The organism is Streptomyces sp. NPDC053755 (assembly GCF_040677675.1).
Lineage (GTDB): Bacteria > Actinomycetota > Actinomycetes > Streptomycetales > Streptomycetaceae > Streptomyces.
This window is the reverse complement of the sequence record NZ_JBFASK010000002.1, coordinates 1-19,806: the sequence shown is the minus strand read 5'-3', so window position 1 is coordinate 19,806 and position 19,806 is coordinate 1. Positions and strand designations below refer to the sequence as shown.

Below are 19,806 nucleotides of genomic sequence, written 5' to 3'. Positions count from 1 at the left end.
CACTCGACGACAGCAACCCGTACCCCCGGCCTCCGGCTCCGCCCCGAGGGCGCCCGCCCCCGCCCGGCGATCCCGCATGATGGAGCCATGCCCGAAGGAGACACCATCTGGCTGGCCGCCCATCGGCTGCACGCGGCACTGGCGGGGCGGGTGCTGACCCGGTCCGATCTGCGCGTGCCCCGGTTCGCGACGGCCGACCTCACCGGCCGTGCGGTCCTCGACGTCACCCCGCGCGGGAAGCACCTGCTCACCCGGATCGAGGGCGGTCTGACCCTCCATTCCCATCTGCGGATGGACGGCTCCTGGCAGGTGTACGCCAACGATGAGCGGTGGCGCGGCGGCCCCCTCCACCAGGTCCGGGCGATCCTCGGCAACGACGAGCGCACGGCGGTGGGCTACCGCCTGCCCGTCCTCGAACTGATCCGCACCTCCGAGGAACCGGACGTCGTGGGTCACCTCGGTCCGGACCTGCTCGGCCCGGACTGGGACCCGGCCGAAGCGGTCCGCCGGCTCACCGCCGACCCCGCGCGGTCACTCGGCGAGGCCCTTCTGGACCAGCGCAATCTGGCGGGCATCGGCAACGTCTACAAGTCGGAGCTGGCCTTCCTGGCCGCGGTCACGCCCTGGCTGCCGGTGGGCGAGCTGCCGTCGGAGGTGCCCGAACGGCTCGTCGCCACGGCCCGCCGCCTCCTGGAGGAGAACAAGGACCGGACCTCCCGCAAGACGACGTCCGCCCGGAGGTCCTCCCAGGACCTCTACGTCTACGGGCGACGCGGCCGCCCCTGCCTGCGCTGCGGGACCGCCATCCGCAAGGCCGAACTCGGCGACCGCGTCACCTACTGGTGTCCGGGCTGCCAGAAGGGCCCCACCGACTGATTGACGGGCCGTCAGATTCGCCCGTACGGTCCCCTCATGCCTCTCACGGCGTACGACCTCAGCGGCCGCACCGCCTTCGTGACCGGCGCCGCGGGCGGGATCGGCCGCGCGACGGCCGTCCTCCTCGCGCAGGCGGGCGCGACGGTCCACTGCGCGGACCGGGACGAACGGGGACTTCGGGAGACCGCGGTCCGCGTCGCCGACGGCGGGGGCCCGGCAGCCCGCCTCCACCTCCTCGGCGTCACCGACCGCGCCGCTCTGGCGGCGGCAGTCGGCAGCGTCCCGGGGCCGCTCCACGTCATGGCCGCGATCGCCGGGATCATGCACACGAGCACGGTCCTGGAGACGTGCGACGAGGAGTTCGACCGCGTGTTCGCGGTCGACTTCAAAGGAGTGTTGTACGCATGCCAGGAGGGCGCCCGGTCGATGATCGCCTCGGGCACCCGCGGTTCGGTCGTCACCATGGCTTCGGGAGCGGTGGACTCGGCGCGTGCGGGCCTGCTCTGCTACAGCGTCGCCAAGGCCGCCGTGGTGCAACTGACCAAGACCCTGGCCACCGAGGTCGGCGGGCACGGCATACGCGTCAACGCGGTCGCCCCCGGATGGATTCGCACGCCTATGACCGACCGCGACGAACCGGCCGCGCAGGAAGAGGCGGAGGCGGCGATGGTCCGGCACTCACCCCTGCGCCGGGTCGGCGAGCCCGAGGACATCGCCCACGCGGTGCTCCACCTCGCCTCGGACGCCTCGTCGTTCACGACGGGTCAGATCCTCCGCCCGAACGGCGGGGTCGCGATGCCGTGGTGAACCGCTCCTGCCAGGCCGTGAACCATCCGCGCCAGGCCGTGGGCCCGGCGCTCCCCGGCCGTATTCGGCCCCCGGGCCGACGCGAGGTGGACGCCGCCACATGCACCGGCAGCAGGCTCAGTCCCCAGCCGCCGGCTGCCACGACGCCCTCGACCAGCCCGGACCGGTCCGGCACCAGGACGAGGCGCAGGACGGCCCACCACCACAGCCCGCCGACCGCCAGTCCGCTCGCCACCAGCGCGAGCGCGACCAGCGGAAACCGTCGCCGTACCATGGCCGCCTCCTCCGGTCGACGCTAGACCGGGCGTATCGCGCGGCGGGAGGGCGCATCGAAGGCCGCACGGGCGCGCGGGAGGCTCGACGGGCCCGTCGAGCCCGCCCCGCCTCCCTCACGCACGCCGCCCGTCACGGTTAGGCGCTCTCCGCCTGGAACATCCACGCGTGCTTCTCGAGGTCGGCCGTGAGGCCGATCAGAATGTCCTGGGTGACCGGGTCGGGCTCGTCCGTGACCTCGATCCGCTCCCGCATCCGCGTGATCACCGCGCCCAGCGCGTCGACCAGGATCTTCACCGCGTCCGTGTCCTTGATCCAGCCCGTGGGAACCTCGCCGATGGCGCTCCCGGAGGCCACGGACGCCGCCCGGCCGTCGGGGTTGACACCGACCGCCGACGCGCGTTCGGCGACCACGTCCGAGTGCTGGCGGGCGCTCACCACGACTTCGTCGAGCTGGAGGTGGACGGAGCGGAACCGGGGCCCGACCACGTTCCAGTGAACCTGCTTGGCGACCAGGCCGAGGTCGACGAGGTCGACCAGGGCACCCTGCAGGGCATCGCCGACCGTCTTGAGGTCGGCCTCGGACAACGAGCTCTTCACGACGGACATGCCTGTTCTCCAACCAGTCGTACGTTTCCTCACCATGGCACGCATGACCCGCATCGGGCATCTCAAACCAAGCGCGCGAACCCTGACGACCGGCCCGGAAAAAGACAAAAACCCCGGCTGGTGTCCGCTCTGGGACACCTTCCGGGGCTCTCGCCCATTCGGTTCAGGCCGGTTCAGGCAGCGACGACGTCCACCGCTTCCGCGGGCGCCTTGATGGTCACCCGCTCGGTGGGCACACCTGCCACCGACGTCACCGACACCGAATTGAGCATCGGGCGTACCGGCGCCGGCACCGGTTCGCTCGCCGCTGCCGATTGGGCCAGTTCGGCCAGCGACAGCTCGTCGCTCACTTCACGCATGAGCTCGGACATCCGTACGTCAAGCGCGTCGCAGATCGCGGAGAGCAGCTCGGAGGAAGCCTCCTTCTGCCCCCGCTCCACCTCGGAGAGATAGCCGAGCGAAACTCGGGCGGACGAGGAGACTTCGCGCAGAGTACGGCCCTGGCGCTGGCGCTGCCGACGCAGCACGTCACCCAACAGGCGACGGAGCAGAATCATCGGTGGCTCCCTCCTCGGACCGCGTAGCCGCATCCTTCACGCCCCACCGTACCGCCTCGCGCTGCGGCCGTGCGGGGAGCGATGTCGTGTTCACTCAGGGCTGCAAACATCAATTCCCCCCGTTCTGTTCCGTATCCTGTGCCCGCGCATTTCCCGACAGTTCGTCGCCGAGCAGTTCCAGCACGCTGCGTACGCTCTCTCTACGGATGTCCGCGCGGTCGCCGTTCAACCGCAATGAGGCCACTTTCCCGGCCGCGGCGCCCGATCCGGCCGGTCCGGCGACGGCGACGTACACCGTCCCGACGGGCTGCCCGTCCTGCGGCTCGGGTCCGGCGACACCGGTCGTGGAGATGCCCCAGTCCGATCCGAGCCGATCGCGCACACCGGCCGCCATCTGCAGCGCGACCTCCGGATCGACCGCCCCGCGGTCCGCCAGGAGGGCTTGGTCGACGCCCAGGAGTTCCGCCTTGAGCGGCGTGGCGTACGCCGTGACGGACCCGCGGAAGCCGGCCGACGCCCCAGGCGCGTACGTCAGCTCCGCGGCCACCAGACCGCCCGTGAGGGACTCCGCGACGGCCACGGTGTGACCACGCTCCGCGAGCAGATCCAGCACCAGGGCGGCCTCTTTCATCGCGCGGACCCCGCCGTGGGCCCCGGCACCGCCGGCCCGCCGGACCGTTCGGCACGCTCGGCGGCCAGTCCCTGGCGCCTCAGGACGACCGCCTGTCGCACATAGTCCAGGCCGGTGACGACCGTCAGCACGATGGCGACCGCCATCACCCAGAAGCGCAGGGTGGCGAGCGGACCGGTCATCACGAGCACGTACATGCCGACCGCCGTGCCCTGCGCCAGCGTCTTCATCTTGCCGCCGCGGCTGGCCGGGATCACCCCGTGGCGGATCACCCAGAACCGCATCAGGGTGACGCCGAGCTCCCGGGCGAGGATCACGCCCGTCACCCACCACGGCAGGTCCCCCAGCCAGGACAGGGAGATCAGTCCGGCGGCCATGATCGCCTTGTCGGCGATCGGGTCGGCGATCTTCCCGAAGTCCGTGACCAGGTTGTACGTCCGCGCCAGATGCCCGTCGAAGATGTCCGTGATCATGGCGACGGCGAACGCGGCCCAGGCCCAGGCGCGCCACGCGGGATCGTGGCCGCCGTCCTGGAACAGCAGCACCACGAAGGCGGGGACCAGCACCAGCCGGACCATGGTCAGGATGTTGGCGATGTTCCACAGGCTGGCCTGGTTGACGGCCGCAGCGCCCAGCTTGCCGCCGGGCGCGGGCCTACCGGGCCCGCCCGTCGCGGACGCCGGGACTCCGGTCATCTGCCCGCCTCCTCGTCAAGACACTCGGCCACCAGGTCGACGCCTTCCGTTCCCACGACCTTGGCCCTGACCATACGGCCGGGGGCCAGATCGTGGCGTGCGGCGGACTCGGGGGTGAGGACCACCTGGCCGTCCGTCTCGGGCGCCTGGTGGGCCGCGCGGCCGATCACGCCGTCCTCGTCGACGGCGTCCACCGTTTCGACGAGTACTTCCAGGGTCTCTCCGATCCGCTCCTCCGCACGCTGGGCGGTGAGCTCCTCGGCGAGCCGCGACAGGTGGGCGAGCCGCTCGTCCACGACCTCCTGGTCGAGCTTGTGCTCGTACGTGGCGGCCTCGGTGCCGTCCTCGTCGGAGTAGCCGAAGACACCGATGGCGTCCAGCCGGGCGTGGGTGATGAAGCGTTCCAGCTCGGCGAAGTCCGCCTCGGTCTCGCCGGGGAAGCCGACGATGAAGTTGGAGCGGGCGCCGGCGGTGGGGGCCTTGGAGCGGATCGTCTCCAGAAGCTCCAGGAAGCGGTCGGTGTCGCCGAAGCGCCGCATCGCCCGCAGCACGTCCGGGGCGCTGTGCTGGAAGGACAGGTCGAAGTAGGGAGCGACCTTCTCGGTCGACGTCAGCACGTCGATCAGCCCGGGACGCATCTCGGCGGGCTGGAGGTAGCTGACCCGGACCCGCTCGATCCCGTCGACGGCGGCCAGCTCGGGCAGCAGCGTCTCCAGGAGGCGGATGTCACCGAGGTCCTTGCCGTAGGAGGTGTTGTTCTCGGAGACCAGCATGATCTCCTTCACCCCCTGCGCGGCGAGCCAGCGCGTCTCGCCGAGGACGTCGGAGGGGCGGCGCGACACGAAGGAGCCGCGGAAGGACGGGATGGCGCAGAACGAGCAGCGGCGGTCGCAGCCGGAGGCGAGCTTGACCGAGGCGACGGGGCTGGTGTCCAGTCGGCGGCGCAGCGGCGCGCGCGGCCCTGAGGCCGGGGCCAGGCCCTCGGGGAGGTCGCTCGGGACGTTCTCCGGCGCCTCTACGGCGCCGTGGCCGGGCAGCGCCACGGCGGCGGCCGCCTCCTGCCGCTCCACCGGGGAGAGCGGAAGCAGGGCGCGCCGGTCACGCGGCGTGTGCGCCTCGACGTTCCCGCCGCTGAGGATCGTCTGGAGGCGGTCGGAGATGTCGGCGTAGTCGTCGAAGCCGAGCACACCGTCGGCTTCGGGCAGGGCCTCGGCCAGCTCCTTGCCGTACCGCTCGGCCATGCAGCCGACCGCGACGACGGCCTGGGTCTTGCCGTGATCCTTCAGATCGTTGGCTTCGAGGAGGGCGTCGACGGAGTCCTTCTTGGCGGCTTCGACGAATCCGCAGGTGTTGACGACGGCGACGTCCGCGTCCGATGCGTCCTCGACGAGCTCCCAGCCGTCCGCTGCCAAGCGGCCTGCGAGCTCCTCCGAGTCCACCTCGTTACGGGCGCAGCCAAGAGTGACAAGGGCGACGGTACGGCGTTCGGGCATGGGCTCAAGACTACTTCGTCCTGACCGTACCCCCGCCGCGCAGGGTTGCCGCGCGACGGGGGTACGGGAGGAGACGGGGCCTGGCGGCCGGCGCGATCAGCCGGCCTCGGGGTCGCCCTTGGTGTACGAGAGCCGCTCGACCTGCCCGGATTCGAACTTCTGCGCGACCTTCTTGCCGTTCACGTAGAGCTCGATGGGTCCGGCGTTGCCGAGGATCAGGTCGATGCGCTCGTCGTCCTGGAAGGTCTTGGAGTCGCCCTTGAGCAGCAGCCCGTCGAAGAGCAGCTTGCCGTCGTGGGCCTTGGCGGAGATCCAGCTCTTGTCGTCGGTCGCGGTCAGCTTGACCGTGACCTTGTCCTTCGGGACCGCCGCGATGGCGCTCTCGGAGGGCACGGGCTTGGGGTCGGCGGGCTTGGTCGGCTTGGGCTTGACGGGGTTCTTCACGGGGGCGGGGCCTTCCGCCACCGTGCCGGAGCCGCTGGAAGCGTCGTTCCCGCTGAACATGGTGAAGCCGGCGAAGCCGACGACGGCCACGATCGCCGCGACCATGGCGGCGGTCCAGTTGGGACGGCGCGGCTCGGGGCGGATGCGTTCCGCCTCGAAGAGCGGTGCGGCGGGGGTCGGCGCGGGACGGCCGCCGTGCTCGGCGTCGTACTGGTCGACGAGCGGCGCCGGATCGAGCCCGACGGCGCGCGCGAGCGTGCGGATGTGCCCGCGGGCGTAGACGTCGCCGCCACAGCGCGAGAAGTCGTCCTCCTCGATCGCGTGCACGATCGGAATCCGGACACGGGTGGAGGCACTGACGTCTTCGACGGTGAGGCCGGCGGCGACGCGGCCCTGCTGGAGAACGCGACCGATCGAATCCCGGTCGTCTGCCGGGACGTTCCGGTCGTCTTCGGGGGAGTTGCCGATGGACACGAGAGCGCCTTTCGAGCGTGTAGCCACCTGCTGGATGTTCAGTCTATGGGTGGTACGAAAGGGTGGGGCAACCGGGCGGACTCGGTTTGTACGCCATGAGGCTGGGACATCGTTCTGTCCTTGTCTCCAACTTGACGTACGACCAAGGGAAACGGTTGCCCGCCCTTCCCTTACGAGTGAGTCTCGGCCAGGTCTCGTTCCGGCCGCACGGGTGAACCGGCGGTGCCCCGCACGGCGTACCGCAGCCTCCGCACGGCCCGCTCGGTGCTCCCGCGCGGCGCGCTCCACGGCTCCCGGGCGCTGCGCCCGAGAGCCTCCCCCAGCGTCACCGCACCGTCAGCGCGCCGCTCCCGCGCGGTCACTCCGCCGACTCCCCGCGGATGACGGCGAGTACTCCGTCCAGCTCGTCCGGCTTGACGAGCACGTCCCGCGCCTTGGAGCCCTCGCTCGGCCCGACGATGTTCCGCGACTCCATCAGATCCATCAGCCGCCCGGCCTTCGCGAACCCGACGCGGAGCTTGCGCTGGAGCATCGACGTCGAGCCGAACTGGGTGGAGACCACCAGCTCGGCCGCCTGGCACAGCAGGTCGAGGTCGTCGCCGATGTCCTCGTCGATCTCCTTCTTCTGCTTGGTGCCGACGGTGACGTCGTCCCGGAAGACCGGCGCCATCTGGTCCTTGCAGTGCTGGACGACGACCGCGACCTCGTCCTCGGTGACGAAGGCGCCCTGCATGCGGACGGGCTTGTTCGCGCCCATCGGCAGGAAGAGGCCGTCACCCTTGCCGATGAGTTTCTCCGCGCCCGGCTGGTCGAGGATGACCCGGCTGTCGGCGAGGGACGAGGTGGCGAAGGCGAGCCGCGAGGGCACGTTCGCCTTGATCAGACCGGTGACGACGTCCACGGACGGACGCTGGGTGGCCAGGACCAGATGGATGCCGGCGGCCCGGGCCAACTGGGTGATGCGGACGATGGCGTCCTCGACGTCCCGGGGCGCGACCATCATCAGGTCGGCCAGCTCGTCCACGATCACCAGCAGGTACGGGTAGGGGCTCAGCTCCCGCTCGCTGCCCTCGGGCAGCTTGACCTTGCCGTTGCGGATGGCCTCGTTGAAGTCGTCGATGTGCCGGAAGCCGAACGCGGCCAGGTCGTCGTAGCGCAGGTCCATCTCGCGCACCACCCACTGGAGCGCCTCGGCGGCCCGCTTGGGGTTGGTGATGATCGGCGTGATCAGGTGCGGGATGCCCTCGTACGCGGTGAGTTCGACCCGCTTGGGGTCGACCAGGACCATCCGCACGTCCTCGGGGGTCGCTCTTATCATCACCGAGGTGATGAGGCAGTTGATGCACGAGGACTTGCCGGAGCCGGTGGCTCCGGCGACCAGGATGTGCGGCATCTTCGCCAGGTTGGCCATCACGTAGCCGCCCTCGACGTCCTTGCCGAGCGCCACCAGCATCGGATGGTCGTCGCCCGCCGCGTCCGCGAGGCGCAGGACGTCGCCGAGGTTGACCATCTCGCGGTCGCTGTTGGGGATCTCGATGCCGACGGCCGACTTGCCCGGGATCGGCGAGATGATCCGGACGTCCGGGCTGGCCACGGCGTACGCGATGTTCTTGGTGAGCGCCGTGATCTTCTCGACCTTCACGGCGGGGCCGAGCTCGACCTCGTAGCGCGTGACCGTCGGACCGCGGGTGAACCCGGTGACGGCCGCGTCGACCTTGAACTCGCTGAAGACGGTGGAGAGCGACTCCACCACGGCGTCGTTGGCCGCGCTGCGCGTCTTGCCGGGGCCGCCGCGCGTCAGGAGGTCCATCGACGGCAGCGCGTAGGTGATGTCCCCGGCGAGCTGCAGCTGCTCGGCACGGGCCGGCAGCTCGGTGTGCTCGGGCGCGGGCTTGGTGAGGTCCGGTACGGCCCCGGTCCGGCGCCCGGCCTCAGGCTTCGCGCCGCGTGCGGTGGGCACCGGGGCGGCCGGCGGCACCGCGGGACGGGCCGGAACGGCCGGCGGCTCGGCGGGGGCGGCGGGCGCCTGTGCGGCGGAGTCCGCCACCGCGGCGGCCCGCTCGGCGGTGACGTCCCGGGTCAGATCAGCGACCAGCGGGGAGGGCGGCATGCCGTTGAGCACGGCCCCGTCGAGTGCGGCGGCGGCGGCCGCCGCGACGTCCACGGCGTCCAGGGGCCGGTCGAGGGCGGGCCGCGCGGAGGAGCGGCGGGGGCTCCGGCGCCGGGTGAGCGCCTCCTCCTCGGCACGGTCGGCGTCGTACACCTCCGCGGGTCCGGAAGCCCTGCGCCGCGCCCGCGCCGGCACCGGCTCGCCCCAGGTCCCGTCGTACGCCTCGTCCTCCTCCACGATCGCGGGGTCGTAGGCCGGCTCGACGATCCCGAGCCGGGCGCCGAGGGCGCGCAGCCGCTGCGGGATGGCGTTGACGGGGGTCGCGGTGACGACGAGCAGCCCGAAGACGGTGAGCAGGACGAGCATCGGTACGGCGAGGACCTCGCCCATCATGAAGACGAGCGGCTTGGAAGCGGCCCAGCCGATCAGACCGCCGGCGTCCTGCATGGCCTCGGTCCCGTCGCCCCTGCCCGGCGAGCCGCAGGCGATGTGGACCTGACCGAGCACGCCGATGACGAGGGCGGAGAGGCCGATGACGATACGGCCGTTGGCCTCCGGCTTCTCCGGATAGAGGATGAGCCGGATGCCGATGGCGCCGACCAGCAGCGGGACGAGCAGGTCGAGCCGTCCGAACGCGCCGGTGACCAGCATCTCGACCAGGTCCCCGACCGGGCCGCGCAGGCGGGACCAGGTCCCGGCCGCGACGATCAGCGCGAGTCCGAGGAGCAGCAGCGCCAGACCGTCCTTGCGATGGGCCGGGTCGAGCCCCTTGGCACCGCGCCCTATCCCCCGGAACATCGCGCCGACCCCGTGCGCCAGGCCGAGCCACAGTCCGCGGACGAGCCGGTACACGCCCCCGGTCGGCGACGGAGCGGGCCTGGGCGCGGCCTTCTTCGCGGGTGCGCGCTTGGCGGGTGCGGCCTTCCTGGCCGCCGTCTTCTTCGCGGGGGGCCTGGCCGCCGCACCGGCGGCCCTCTTCGCGGGCACCGCTTTCTTCGCGACACCAGGCGTACGGCCGGCGCGCGGCTTCGCGGTGCCCGCCGTGCCCTGGGAACCCTTGCCGGACGTACGTGAGGCCATGATGCCGAGGTTACCGGTGTGAGCCGCTCGCGACACGTGCGCGTCCGGCCTCACCCGTTCGTGTCGCCCTTGCCGTGGCATGAAACTGACGGCCGCTCACGGTCGGCAGCCCCGCGGTGACGGTACGTCAGCTCTGGGCGGGGAGAGTGGGCGCGCCGCCCGTGCCCGGCTCCAGCGCGTCGAGCGCGCGCCTCAACCCCGTGAGCTTGCGCTCCAGATGGGCGGCGGTGGCCACGGCCGCGGCGTCGGCGGAGTCGTCGTCGAGCTGCTTGGACAGCGCCTCCGCCTGCTCCTCGACCGCGGCGAGACGGGCCGACAGCTCGGCCAGCAGCCCCGCGGACTCCTTCGCGTGGCCTCCGTGGCCGCCGCCCTCCAGCTGGAGACGCAGGAGCGCGGCCTGCTCCCGCAGCTGGCAGTTCTTCATGTACAGCTCGACGAAGACGGAGACCTTGGCGCGCAGCACCCAGGGGTCGAAAGGCTTGGAGATGTAGTCGACCGCGCCCGCCGCATAGCCCCGGAAGGTGTGGTGGGGACCGTGGTTGATGGCGGTGAGGAAGATGATCGGGATGTCCCGCGTCCGCTCCCGCCGCTTGATGTGCGCCGCCGTCTCGAAGCCGTCCATCCCGGGCATCTGGACGTCCAGCAGGATGACCGCGAAGTCGTCGGTCAACAGCGCCTTGAGCGCTTCCTCCCCGGACGATGCCCGCACCAGCGTCTGATCGAGCGCGGAGAGAATGGCCTCCAGCGCCAGCAGATTCTCCGGCCGGTCATCGACCAGGAGGATCTTGGCCTTCTGCACCATGCCCCGTCCTCCTCGCCCCGGCATGGGCTCTCCCCGACTCGCCGAGTCGGGGGAAGCACCGGGCGCCGCCCCAGAAGACGACTCCCTTGCGCCGTCCGTCCTTGTGCCGGTCATGGTAGCCGCACCCCGCCTGTCGCCACACCCTGTCACCACGATGTCACTGTGCACGTAGCAGAAACGTGGTGGGAGACCAGAAGGTTCCCCGGATACGGGCCCCTCACACGCCTGTGGCGACAGCCGGCCGGCACGACGGGACCTCCTCGCGACCCCGCGAGGAGACCCCTGTCACTCCCCTCGCATCCACTGCTCCATCACCGACAGCAGGTGGTCCGGGTCGACCGGCTTGGTGACGTAGTCGGAGGCGCCGCACTCGATCGCCTTCTCCCGGTCGCCCTTCATCGCCTTCGCCGTGAGCGCGATGATCGGAAGCCCGGCGAACTGCGGCATCCGCCGGATCGCGGTCGTGGTCGCGTACCCGTCCATCTCCGGCATCATGATGTCCATCAGGACGACCGTCACGTCGTCGTGCTGTTCCAGGACCTCGATGCCCTCGCGGCCGTTCTCCGCGTACAGCACCGCCAGGCCGTGCTGCTCCAGGACGCTGGTCAGCGCGAAGACGTTGCGGATGTCGTCGTCCACGATCAGGACCTTCTCGCCGCCGAAGGCGAAGGTGCGGCGCGGCGCCGCCTCGGCGCGCTCGTCCGCCGCCTGCTGGTCGCCCTGGGTCCTGCCGGCCCGGCCCGGCAGGGCCGGGCGCTCCGCCCCCGCCGGGACCGCCTTGCGCCGGTGCCGGAACAGCGCCCCTGCCCCGGAGCGCAGGTCGGCCGCCATGGGCGACGGCGCCGACTCGAAGCGCCCGTCGTGCCCGTCGGCGCCGTCCTCGTACCCCGTGCGCTGCTCCGACGGCTCGTCCTCCTCGCCCTGCCCGTAGCCGTTCGCGGCCAGCTCCATGGGGTTCAGCGGCAGGTACAGCGTGAACGTCGAGCCGCGGCCCGGCTCGCTCGCCGCGTAGATCTCACCGCCGAGCAGCCGAGCGATCTCCCGGCTGATGGAGAGCCCGAGACCCGTACCGCCGTACTTGCGGCTGGTCGTCCCGTCCGCCTGCTTGAACGCCTCGAAGATGACGCGCATCTTTCCGGCCGCGATGCCGATGCCCGTGTCGGTCACCGAGAACGCGATCAGCTCGGCCTCCGGGTCGCGCAGCGACCCCGCCTCCAGGAGCTGCTCGCGGATCGACTGCGGCACATCCGTCCCGGCCGGCCTGATGACCAGCTCCACCGCGCCCGTGTCGGTGAACTTCACCGCGTTGGACAGCAGGTTGCGCAGCACCTGGAGCAGGCGCTGCTCGTCGGTGTGGAGCGTCGCGGGGAGCTCGGGCGAGACCCGCACCGAGAAGTCGAGCCCCTTCTCCGCGGTCAGCGGCCGGAACGTCGCCTCCACGTAGTCGACGAGCTGCACCAGCGCGATACGGGTCGGGGAGACGTCCATCTTGCCCGCCTCGACCTTGGACAGGTCGAGGATGTCGTTGATCAGCTGGAGCAGGTCGGAACCGGCCCCGTGGATCGTCTCGGCGAACTCCACCTGCTTCGGCGAGAGGTTGGCGTCGGCGTTGTCGGCGAGGAGCTTGGCCAGGATCAGCAGGGAGTTGAGCGGCGTTCGCAGCTCGTGCGACATGTTCGCGAGGAACTCCGACTTGTAGCGCATCGAGACGGCGAGCTGCTCGGCCCGCTCCTCCAGGACCTGCCGCGCCTCCTCGATCTCGGTGTTCTTCACCTCGATGTCCCGGTTCTGCCGGGCGAGCAGCTCCGCCTTCTCCTCCAGCTCCGCGTTGGAGCCCTGGAGCTCCTTCTGCCGGTGCTCCAGCTCCGCCGAGCGCTCCCTCAGCTGCTCGGTCAGCTCCTGCGACTGCTGGAGCAGCACCTCGGTCTTGGTGTTCACGCTGATGGTGTTCACGGTCGTCGCGATCAGCTCGGCGAGCTGGTTGAGGAAGTCCCGCTGGATCTGCGTGAACGGCTGGAAGGAGGCCAGTTCGATCACCCCGAGGACCTTTCCCTCGAAGAGGACCGGCAGCACGATCACATGCGCCGGGGCGGCCTCCCCGAGCCCGGAGGAGATCTTCAGATAGCCCGGCGGCACATTGACCTGGATCGTCCGCTTCTCCTCGGCCGCCGTCCCGATCAGGGTCTCCCCCGGCCGGAAGGAGGTCGGCATGGAGCCGGCGGAGTATCCGTAACTGCCGCGCATGCGCAGCTCGTACGAGCCCTCGCCCTCCCCGCCGAGTTCGGCGCTGGCCGTCGCGGAGCCGGTCGGCATCGCCACGAAGAACGCCCCGTGCTGGGCCGAGACGACGGGGGTCAGCTCGCTCATGATGAGGGAGGCGACGTCGTCCAGGTCCCGGCGCCCCTGCATCAGACCGGAGATCCGGGCGAGGTTGCCCTTGAGCCAGTCCTGCTCCTCGTTGGCGAGGGTGGTGTCGCGCAGATTGGCGATCATGGTGTTGATGTTGTCCTGAAGGGCCTGGATCTCGCCCGCCGCGTCCACACCGTCGATCTTGAGGTTCAGGTCGCCGCGGGTCACCGCGGTGGCGACGGCCGCGATCGCGCGCACCTGGCGGGTCAGGTTCCCGGCCATCTCGTTCACCGACTCCGTCAGGTCGCGCCAGGTCCCGTCGACGTCCCGGACCCGCGCCTGACCGCCCAGGATGCCCTCCGTGCCCACCTCACGGGCCACCCGGGTGACCTCCTCGGCGAACGAGGACAGCTGGTCGACCATCGTGTTGATGGTGTTCTTCAGCTCCTGGATCTCACCGCGCGCGTCGATGTCGATCTTCTTGGTGAGATCGCCCTTGGCGATGGCGGTGGTGACGGCGGCGATCTGCCGCACCTGGCCCGTCAGATTCGACGCCATCGAGTTCACCGACTCGGTGAGGTCCTTCCACGTGCCCGACACGCCCGGCACCCGCGCCTGGCCGCCCAGCTCGCCTTCCGTGCCCACCTCGCGGGCGACTCGCGTCACCTCGTCCGCGAAGGAGGACAGCGTCGTCACCATCGTGTTCACGGTGTCGGCCAGCTCGGCCACCTCGCCGCGCGCCTCGACCGTCACCTTCTTCGTCAGGTCGCCGTTGGCGACCGCGGAGGAGACCCGGGAGATGTTCCGCACCTGACTCGTCAGGTTGTTGGCCATCAGGTTGACGTTGTCGCTCAGGTCCTTCCAGATGCCCGTGACCCCGCGCACCCGGGCCTGACCGCCGAGGATGCCCTCCGTACCCACCTCACGGGCGACTCGCGTCACCTCGTCCGCGAAGTTCGACAGCTGGTCGACCATGGTGTTGACGGTCGTCACCAGCTCCAGGATCTCGCCCTTGGCGTCGACGGTGATCTTCTTCGACAGATCGCCCTTGGCCACCGCCGTGGTCACCTCGGCGATGTTGCGCACCTGCGAGGTCAGGTTGTTCGCCATGAAGTTCACCGACTGGGTGAGGTCCTTCCAGGTGCCGGAGACCCCCTGCACCTCGGCCTGACCGCCCAGGATGCCCTCCGTGCCCACCTCGCGGGCCACCCGCGTCACCTGCTCCGCGAAGCTCGAGAGCTGGTCCACCATCGTGTTGAGGGTGTTCTTCAGCTCCAGGATCTCGCCCCGCGCGTCCACGTCGATCTTCTGCGACAGGTCACCCCGCGCCACGGCCGTGGCGACCTGCGCGATGTTGCGCACCTGAGCGGTGAGGTTCCCGGCCATGCCGTTCACCGAGTCGGTCAGATCACGCCACACCCCGGCGACGCCCGGCACCTGCGCCTGACCGCCGAGCCGGCCGTCCGTACCCACCTCGCGGGCCACCCGCGTCACCTGCTCCGCGAACGCGGACAGCTGGTCCACCATCGTGTTGATGGTGTTCTTCAGCTCCAGGATCTCCCCGCGCGCGTCCACGTCGATCTTCTGCGACAGGTCACCCCGCGCCACGGCCGTCGTGACCTGCGCGATCTGCCGCACCTGGGACGTCAGGTTGCCTGCCATGAAGTTGACGGAGTCGGTGAGCTCCTTCCACGTACCGGAGACGCCGTCCACCCGGGCCTGACCGCCCAGCCGGCCCTCCGTGCCCACGTCCCTCGCCATCCGCGTCACCTGGTCGGCGAAGGACGACAGCTGCGACACCATCGTGTTGACGGTGTTCTTCAGCTCCAGCATCTCGCCCGCGACGTCGACGGTGACCTTCTGCGACAGATCACCGTTGGCGACCGCCGTCGTCACCTGCGCGATGTCCCGCACCTGACCCGTCAGGTTGCGGAACGCCGTGTTCACCGAATCGGTCAGGTCCTTCCACGTACCCGCCGCACCCGGCACCTCGGCCTGACCGCCCAGCAGACCCTCGACACCGACCTCCCGCGCCACCCGGGTCACCTCGGAACCGAACGCGGACAGCTGGTCGACCATCGTGTTGACGGTGTTCTTCAGCTCCAGCATCTCGCCGGCCACGTTCACGGTGACCTTCTGCGACAGATCACCGTTGGCGACCGCCGTCGTCACCTGCGCGATGTCACGCACCTGCGTCGTGATGTTCCGGAAGACCGTGTTGACCGAATCGGTCAGGTCCTTCCACGTGCCCGCCGCACCCGGCACCTGCGCCTGACCGCCCAGCAGACCCTGCGCACCGACCTCGCCGGAGACACGCGTCACCTCGTCGGCGAACGTCCGCAGCGTCTCCGTCATCTGGTTGATGGTGTCCGCGAGCTGGGCGACCTCGCCGCGGGCGCTCACGGTGACCTTCTGCGAGAGGTCGCCGTTGGCGACCGCCGTGGTGACCTCGGCGATACCCCTCACCTGATTGGTGAGATTTCCCGCCATCGTGTTGACGGAATCGGTGAGGTCCTTCCACACACCGGCGACCCCGGCCACCTCGGCCTGACCGCCCAGCTCGCCCTCGGTGCCGACCTCCCGCGCGACGCGGGTCACCTCCGAGGAGAAGGAGGACAGCTGGTCCACCATCGTGTTGACGGTGTTCTTCAGCTCCAGCATCTCGCCGGCCACGTGCGCCGTGACCTTCCGCGACAGATCACCCTTGGCGACCGCCGTCGTCACGAGAGCGATGTCGCGCACCTGAGCCGTCAGGCGGTACGCCATCGTGTTGACCGAATCCGTGAGGTCCTTCCACGAACCGGACATCCCTCGCACCTGGGCCTGACCGCCCAGCTTCCCCTCGGTGCCGACCTCCAGAGCGACCCGCGTCACCTCGTCGGTGAACGCCGACAACTGGTCGACCAGATTGTTCACGGTCCGCGCGACCTTCAGGAACTCCCCGCGCAGCGGCCGCGCCGCCCCGTCCGGCCCGTCCGACCGCAGGTCCATCCGCTGGTCGAGGTCGCCCTCGGCCACCGCCGACAGCACCCGCCCCACCTCGGACACCGGCCGCGTCATGTCGTCGACCAGCGCGTTCGCGGCCTCGATCGCCGCGGCCCAGGCCCCCTCGCTGGCCCCCGCCTCCAGCCGCTCGGACAGCTTGCCCTCGCGCCCCACCATCCGGCGCACCCGGGACAGCTCCCCGGTCAGATGCATCTGGCGGTCGGCGACCTCGTTGAACACGGCGGAGATCTCCGCCATGACACCGTCGCCGGACACGGTCAGCCGCTTGCGGAAGTTCCCGTCCCGCATCGACACCAGAGCCTGGAGCAGCCGCTCCATCGCCGCCGCGTCCACCTGCACCGTCCCACCGCTCCGGGACCGTCCGCCCTTCGCCCGCGTGCCGCTGCCGCTGCCGCGCCGCGCCGCCGTGCCAGAGTCCACCGTGTCCCTCCCGAAGGGGTTGGCCGTCTTGCCCGGGCCGTCACCACAAGCCTGCCCAGTGTTTCACCGCAGCCGAACAAGGCCATAACAGTTCGGCAGCTTCGCATAACGTCCCCGTCCTCGGGGGACGGAAACAGCGGTGACCGGCATCCGCCCGGACAGTGAAGGTAAGTAACCTGGCATCCGGCTGTCCAACCGCCCCGGTCCGCCCGGCGGGGGCGGGGCGGCGGGAAGAACACCACCGGGGAGCGGGAGGGGCACACCGACCATGGCAGAGCCGGGCGTCGAAACGCGTACGAGGAGTTCTGTGATCACCGCGCGGGCGGCTGCCACCTTCGACCCGGTCGGACGGTCCGTCGCGACCGCCCGAGCCTTCGTCCGGGACACCCTGCAGGGCTGGGGGTACGCCGAGGTCGTCGACGACGCCGTCGTCCTCACCAGCGAGCTCGTCACCAACGCCGTCATCCACGCCGGCACCGCCGCCGACGTCCTGTGCCTGCGCAGCGAGGACGGCGTCCGCGTCGAGGTCGCCGACCGCTACCCCGAGCGCGAGATCCCCGTCCAGAGCGGCCGCAGCGTCGCCCATCCCGACCGGGAGAACGGCCGGGGCCTGCTCCTGTGCGCGGCCCTGGCCACCCGCTGGGGCGTCGAGTACACGCCGACCCGGAAGAACGTCTGGTTCCAGCTGGATCTGCCCGAGCGCCCCATCGGGACCCGCTCGGCGGGCCCGGTGCTCCCCGACGCCCTCCTGCCCGTCGCCGAGAGCCGCGTACGCGTGGCCGTCGCCCAGATCGACCGCGGCGGCGCCGTCACCGCCTGGAACGAGGACGCCGAGCAGCTCTTCGGGTACACCGCCGAGAAGGTCCTGGGCAAACCGCTCGGCGACCTCGCCGCCTGGCCCCACACCCCCGGCATCGGCACCGGCCTGGTCGAGGCGCTCCAGCTCTCCCGCTGGGAGGGCAGCTACGGCATCCGCTGCGCCGACGGCCGCGTCGTCCCCGTGTACGCCTCCCACCTCCGCGTCCGCGACGCCGAGGGCGAGCCGTCGACCGTCTGCCTCCTGGTGCGGGAGTACGAGCGCGCGGTCCTCCAGACCCCGCAGCGTTCCGCCGTCTCCGACGCCGGCGCCGAGAGCCGCTCAGCCGACCCCTTCGAGGTGTTCATCGGCTCCCCCGCCCCCGACGACCTCGACGGGCTCCTCCAGCGCACGGTGGAACGCGCCCGCGACATGCTCGACGGCGACTCCGCGTTCCTCCTGCTCGCCACGGACGACGAGACGGAGCTGGAGGTGCGGGCCACGACCGGCCTCCCTTCCGCCCGTCAGCGCTTCGCCCGCGTCCCGGTGGAGACCGGCGCCAGCCGTTACGGCTCCGCCCGGATGCCGGCCGTCCACGAGGACCTGGCCGCCGTCCCCGGCGCGGTGCCCCTGCTGGAGGGCACCGGCATGCGCTCGGTGGTGACGGTCCCCCTCAAGGTCGAGGGCCGTCTCACCGGCTCGCTCGGTGTGGCCGCGGAGAGCGCGAACCGCTATTCCAACGAAGAGGCACTACGCCTGCAGTTCGCCGCCGACCGCATCGCCCTGGCCGTCGAGTCGGCCCGCCTCGGCGAGCTGGAACGCCTGCGCCGTGGCTCGCTCAGCTTCCTCGTCGAGGCTTCCGACCTGCTGGCCGGCACCCTGGACCGGGACCAGACGCTGGCGCTCATGGCCCAGATGACCGTCCCCACCCTCGCCACCTGGTGCGCCGTCTACACGATCGCCGACCAGTCGTCGGACCCCTATCTCTCGTACGTCCTCCATGAGGACGAGGACCGCATCGACGGCTTGAAGGCCCTGCTCACCTCCATCACCCCGCCGGACCCGGTGCCCACCCCCGGCGCACGGGTCTGGGCCGCGCCCGCGGCGGCCGCCCACCGGGCGGCACTGTCCACCTCCATGCGCGAACTGGACGGAGTATCGGGCCCGTTGTCCTCGGGCATCGACGCGACCCTGGCCACCGCCGCCGTCGTCGGCGGGGAGACGGTCGTCCTGCCGCTGGTGGCCCGTAACCGCGTCATCGGCATGCTGACGCTGGGCAAGCCCTCCGACGACCATTTCCGTCAGGAGATCCTGGAGCTCGCCGAGGACCTCTCGCGCCGGGCGGCCCTCGCCCTGGACAACGCCCGGCTCTACAGCGAGCGCATGGCGATCAGCCAGTCCCTCCAGCGCAGCCTGCTGCCCCCGGGCCTCCCGGACATCCCGGGTGTCGAGGTCGACGTGATCTACCGCGCGGCCGGCGAGGGCAACGAAGTGGGCGGCGACTTCTACGACCTCTTCCCGATCCGGGACAACGCCTACGGCTTCGCCATCGGCGACGTCTGCGGTACGGGCCCGGAGGCCGCGGCGGTGACGGGCCTGGCCCGGCACGCTCTGCGCCTGCTGGCCCGCGAGGGGTTCGGCGGCCCCGCCGTCCTGGAGCGCCTGAACGCGGCGATTCTCGACGAGGGCGCCCGCAGCCGCTTCCTGACCCTTCTCTACGGCGAGATCTGGCCTCAGGAGGACGGCTCGGCTCTCCTGAAGGTGGTCTGTGCCGGTCATCCGCTCCCCCTGCGGCTACGCCAGGACGGCACGGTCCTGCCCGCCGCCGAACCCCAGCCGCTCCTGGGCGTCATCGACGACCTGGAGCTGTACGAGCAGACGATCACGCTCGATCCGGGCGATGTCCTGCTGTGCGTGACGGACGGCGTGACGGAACGCCGTGAGGGCACCCGCATGCTCGGCGACGACGGCCTGGCGGAGGTCCTGAAGTCCTGTACGGGCCTGACGGCCGGCGCCGTCGCGGCCCGCATCCTGCGCGCGGTCGAGCGCTTCGCCCAGGAGCCGGCGTCCGACGACATGGCCATCCTGGCGATGCGCATCCCCGAGCCGATCGCCCAGGGCTGACGGCGACACACCCCGGCCCGGCCGCCCTCGTAGGGCAGCCGGGCCGTTTCATGTGCGGACACGCCGTGAGGAACCGGCGCGCAAAACAAAGAAGGCCCCCGCCGAATGGCGGGGGCCTTCTTCTTGTGGAGCCCTTTAACGGAATCGAACCGTTGACCTTCTCCTTACCATGGAGACGCTCTACCGACTGAGCTAAAAGGGCGGGTTGTTCGGCGGCGTCCTACTCTCCCACAGGGTCCCCCCTGCAGTACCATCGGCGC

13 protein-coding genes and 1 tRNA gene are annotated in these 19,806 nt (G+C 70.9%); 3 read left to right on the top strand and 11 right to left on the bottom strand.

Annotated elements, in window-relative coordinates; genetic code table 11:
• The first annotated feature begins 87 nt into the window (after positions 1–87).
• Positions 88–876: a DNA-formamidopyrimidine glycosylase family protein gene (locus tag AB0K65_RS02960; protein ID WP_365713696.1), complete on the top strand. Its 789-nt coding sequence runs from the start codon at positions 88–90 to the stop codon at positions 874–876.
• A gap of 36 nt (positions 877–912) precedes the next feature.
• Positions 913–1,683 (top strand): SDR family NAD(P)-dependent oxidoreductase, encoded by a 771-nt coding sequence (locus tag AB0K65_RS02955; protein ID WP_365713694.1) that lies wholly within the window; start codon positions 913–915, stop codon positions 1,681–1,683.
• Here AB0K65_RS02955 and AB0K65_RS02950 read toward each other — a convergent pair.
• From AB0K65_RS02950 to AB0K65_RS02905, 10 genes are all read right to left on the bottom strand, one after another.
• On the bottom strand, positions 1,631–1,957 hold the full coding sequence (locus tag AB0K65_RS02950) for a hypothetical protein (RefSeq protein WP_365713692.1): 327 nt from the start codon (positions 1,955–1,957) through the stop codon (positions 1,631–1,633). The genes AB0K65_RS02955 and AB0K65_RS02950 overlap by 53 nt on opposite strands.
• A 137-nt stretch (positions 1,958–2,094) precedes the next feature.
• Complete coding sequence (locus tag AB0K65_RS02945) at positions 2,095–2,565, bottom strand: DNA starvation/stationary phase protection protein (protein ID WP_365713690.1); 471 nt, start codon at positions 2,563–2,565, stop codon at positions 2,095–2,097.
• Between the two features lie 173 nt (positions 2,566–2,738).
• Positions 2,739–3,122 (bottom strand): helix-turn-helix transcriptional regulator, encoded by a 384-nt coding sequence (locus AB0K65_RS02940; protein WP_361915527.1) that lies wholly within the window; start codon positions 3,120–3,122, stop codon positions 2,739–2,741.
• 109 nt (positions 3,123–3,231) lie between these two features.
• On the bottom strand, positions 3,232–3,753 hold the full coding sequence (locus AB0K65_RS02935) for a CinA family protein (protein WP_365713688.1): 522 nt from the start codon (positions 3,751–3,753) through the stop codon (positions 3,232–3,234).
• Positions 3,750–4,448: a CDP-diacylglycerol--glycerol-3-phosphate 3-phosphatidyltransferase gene (gene pgsA / locus AB0K65_RS02930; protein WP_365713686.1), complete on the bottom strand. Its 699-nt coding sequence runs from the start codon at positions 4,446–4,448 to the stop codon at positions 3,750–3,752. Before pgsA ends, AB0K65_RS02935 begins: the two co-directional genes overlap by 4 nt.
• The gene (rimO, locus tag AB0K65_RS02925) at positions 4,445–5,941 is read right to left on the bottom strand and encodes a 30S ribosomal protein S12 methylthiotransferase RimO (protein ID WP_365713684.1); all 1,497 of its coding nucleotides are present in this window, start codon (positions 5,939–5,941) and stop codon (positions 4,445–4,447) included. Before rimO ends, pgsA begins: the two co-directional genes overlap by 4 nt.
• A 96-nt stretch (positions 5,942–6,037) precedes the next feature.
• A complete protein-coding gene (locus tag AB0K65_RS02920) occupies positions 6,038–6,859 on the bottom strand; it encodes a RodZ domain-containing protein (RefSeq protein ID WP_365713682.1) in 822 nt (273 codons plus the stop codon).
• 358 nt (positions 6,860–7,217) lie between these two features.
• Complete coding sequence (locus AB0K65_RS02915; RefSeq protein WP_365713680.1) at positions 7,218–10,049, bottom strand: DNA translocase FtsK; 2,832 nt, start codon at positions 10,047–10,049, stop codon at positions 7,218–7,220.
• 127 nt (positions 10,050–10,176) lie between these two features.
• Positions 10,177–10,851, bottom strand: coding sequence for a response regulator (locus AB0K65_RS02910; RefSeq protein WP_046911767.1), 675 nt, complete (start codon positions 10,849–10,851; stop codon positions 10,177–10,179).
• A gap of 285 nt (positions 10,852–11,136) precedes the next feature.
• On the bottom strand, positions 11,137–16,626 hold the full coding sequence (locus AB0K65_RS02905) for a HAMP domain-containing protein (RefSeq protein ID WP_365713678.1): 5,490 nt from the start codon (positions 16,624–16,626) through the stop codon (positions 11,137–11,139).
• 268 nt (positions 16,627–16,894) lie between these two features.
• Here AB0K65_RS02905 and AB0K65_RS02900 point away from each other — a divergent pair, with 268 nt between their 5' ends.
• Positions 16,895–19,546, top strand: a complete 2,652-nt coding sequence (locus tag AB0K65_RS02900; protein ID WP_365713676.1) for a SpoIIE family protein phosphatase — start codon at positions 16,895–16,897, stop codon at positions 19,544–19,546.
• Positions 19,547–19,672: 126 nt separating this feature from the next.
• Here AB0K65_RS02900 and AB0K65_RS02895 read toward each other — a convergent pair.
• Positions 19,673–19,748, bottom strand: a tRNA-Thr gene (locus AB0K65_RS02895).
• Positions 19,749–19,806: the final 58 nt, after the last annotated feature.

What these genes read in the sequence shown, in the direction of transcription:
- AB0K65_RS02955 (WP_365713694.1), top strand. Translation starts at nt 913, where the DNA reads ATGCCTCTCACGGCGTACGACCTCAGCGGCCGCACCGCCTTCGTGACC.
- AB0K65_RS02960 (WP_365713696.1), top strand. Translation starts at nt 88, where the DNA reads ATGCCCGAAGGAGACACCATCTGGCTGGCCGCCCATCGGCTGCACGCG.
- AB0K65_RS02935 (WP_365713688.1), bottom strand. Translation starts at nt 3,753, where the DNA reads ATGAAAGAGGCCGCCCTGGTGCTGGATCTGCTCGCGGAGCGTGGTCAC.
- pgsA (WP_365713686.1), bottom strand. Translation starts at nt 4,448, where the DNA reads ATGACCGGAGTCCCGGCGTCCGCGACGGGCGGGCCCGGTAGGCCCGCG.
- AB0K65_RS02945 (WP_365713690.1), bottom strand. Translation starts at nt 2,565, where the DNA reads ATGTCCGTCGTGAAGAGCTCGTTGTCCGAGGCCGACCTCAAGACGGTC.
- rimO (WP_365713684.1), bottom strand. Translation starts at nt 5,941, where the DNA reads ATGCCCGAACGCCGTACCGTCGCCCTTGTCACTCTTGGCTGCGCCCGT.
- AB0K65_RS02950 (WP_365713692.1), bottom strand. Translation starts at nt 1,957, where the DNA reads ATGGTACGGCGACGGTTTCCGCTGGTCGCGCTCGCGCTGGTGGCGAGC.
- AB0K65_RS02900 (WP_365713676.1), top strand. Translation starts at nt 16,895, where the DNA reads ATGGCAGAGCCGGGCGTCGAAACGCGTACGAGGAGTTCTGTGATCACC.
- AB0K65_RS02910 (WP_046911767.1), bottom strand. Translation starts at nt 10,851, where the DNA reads ATGGTGCAGAAGGCCAAGATCCTCCTGGTCGATGACCGGCCGGAGAAT.
- AB0K65_RS02940 (WP_361915527.1), bottom strand. Translation starts at nt 3,122, where the DNA reads ATGATTCTGCTCCGTCGCCTGTTGGGTGACGTGCTGCGTCGGCAGCGC.
- AB0K65_RS02915 (WP_365713680.1), bottom strand. Translation starts at nt 10,049, where the DNA reads ATGGCCTCACGTACGTCCGGCAAGGGTTCCCAGGGCACGGCGGGCACC.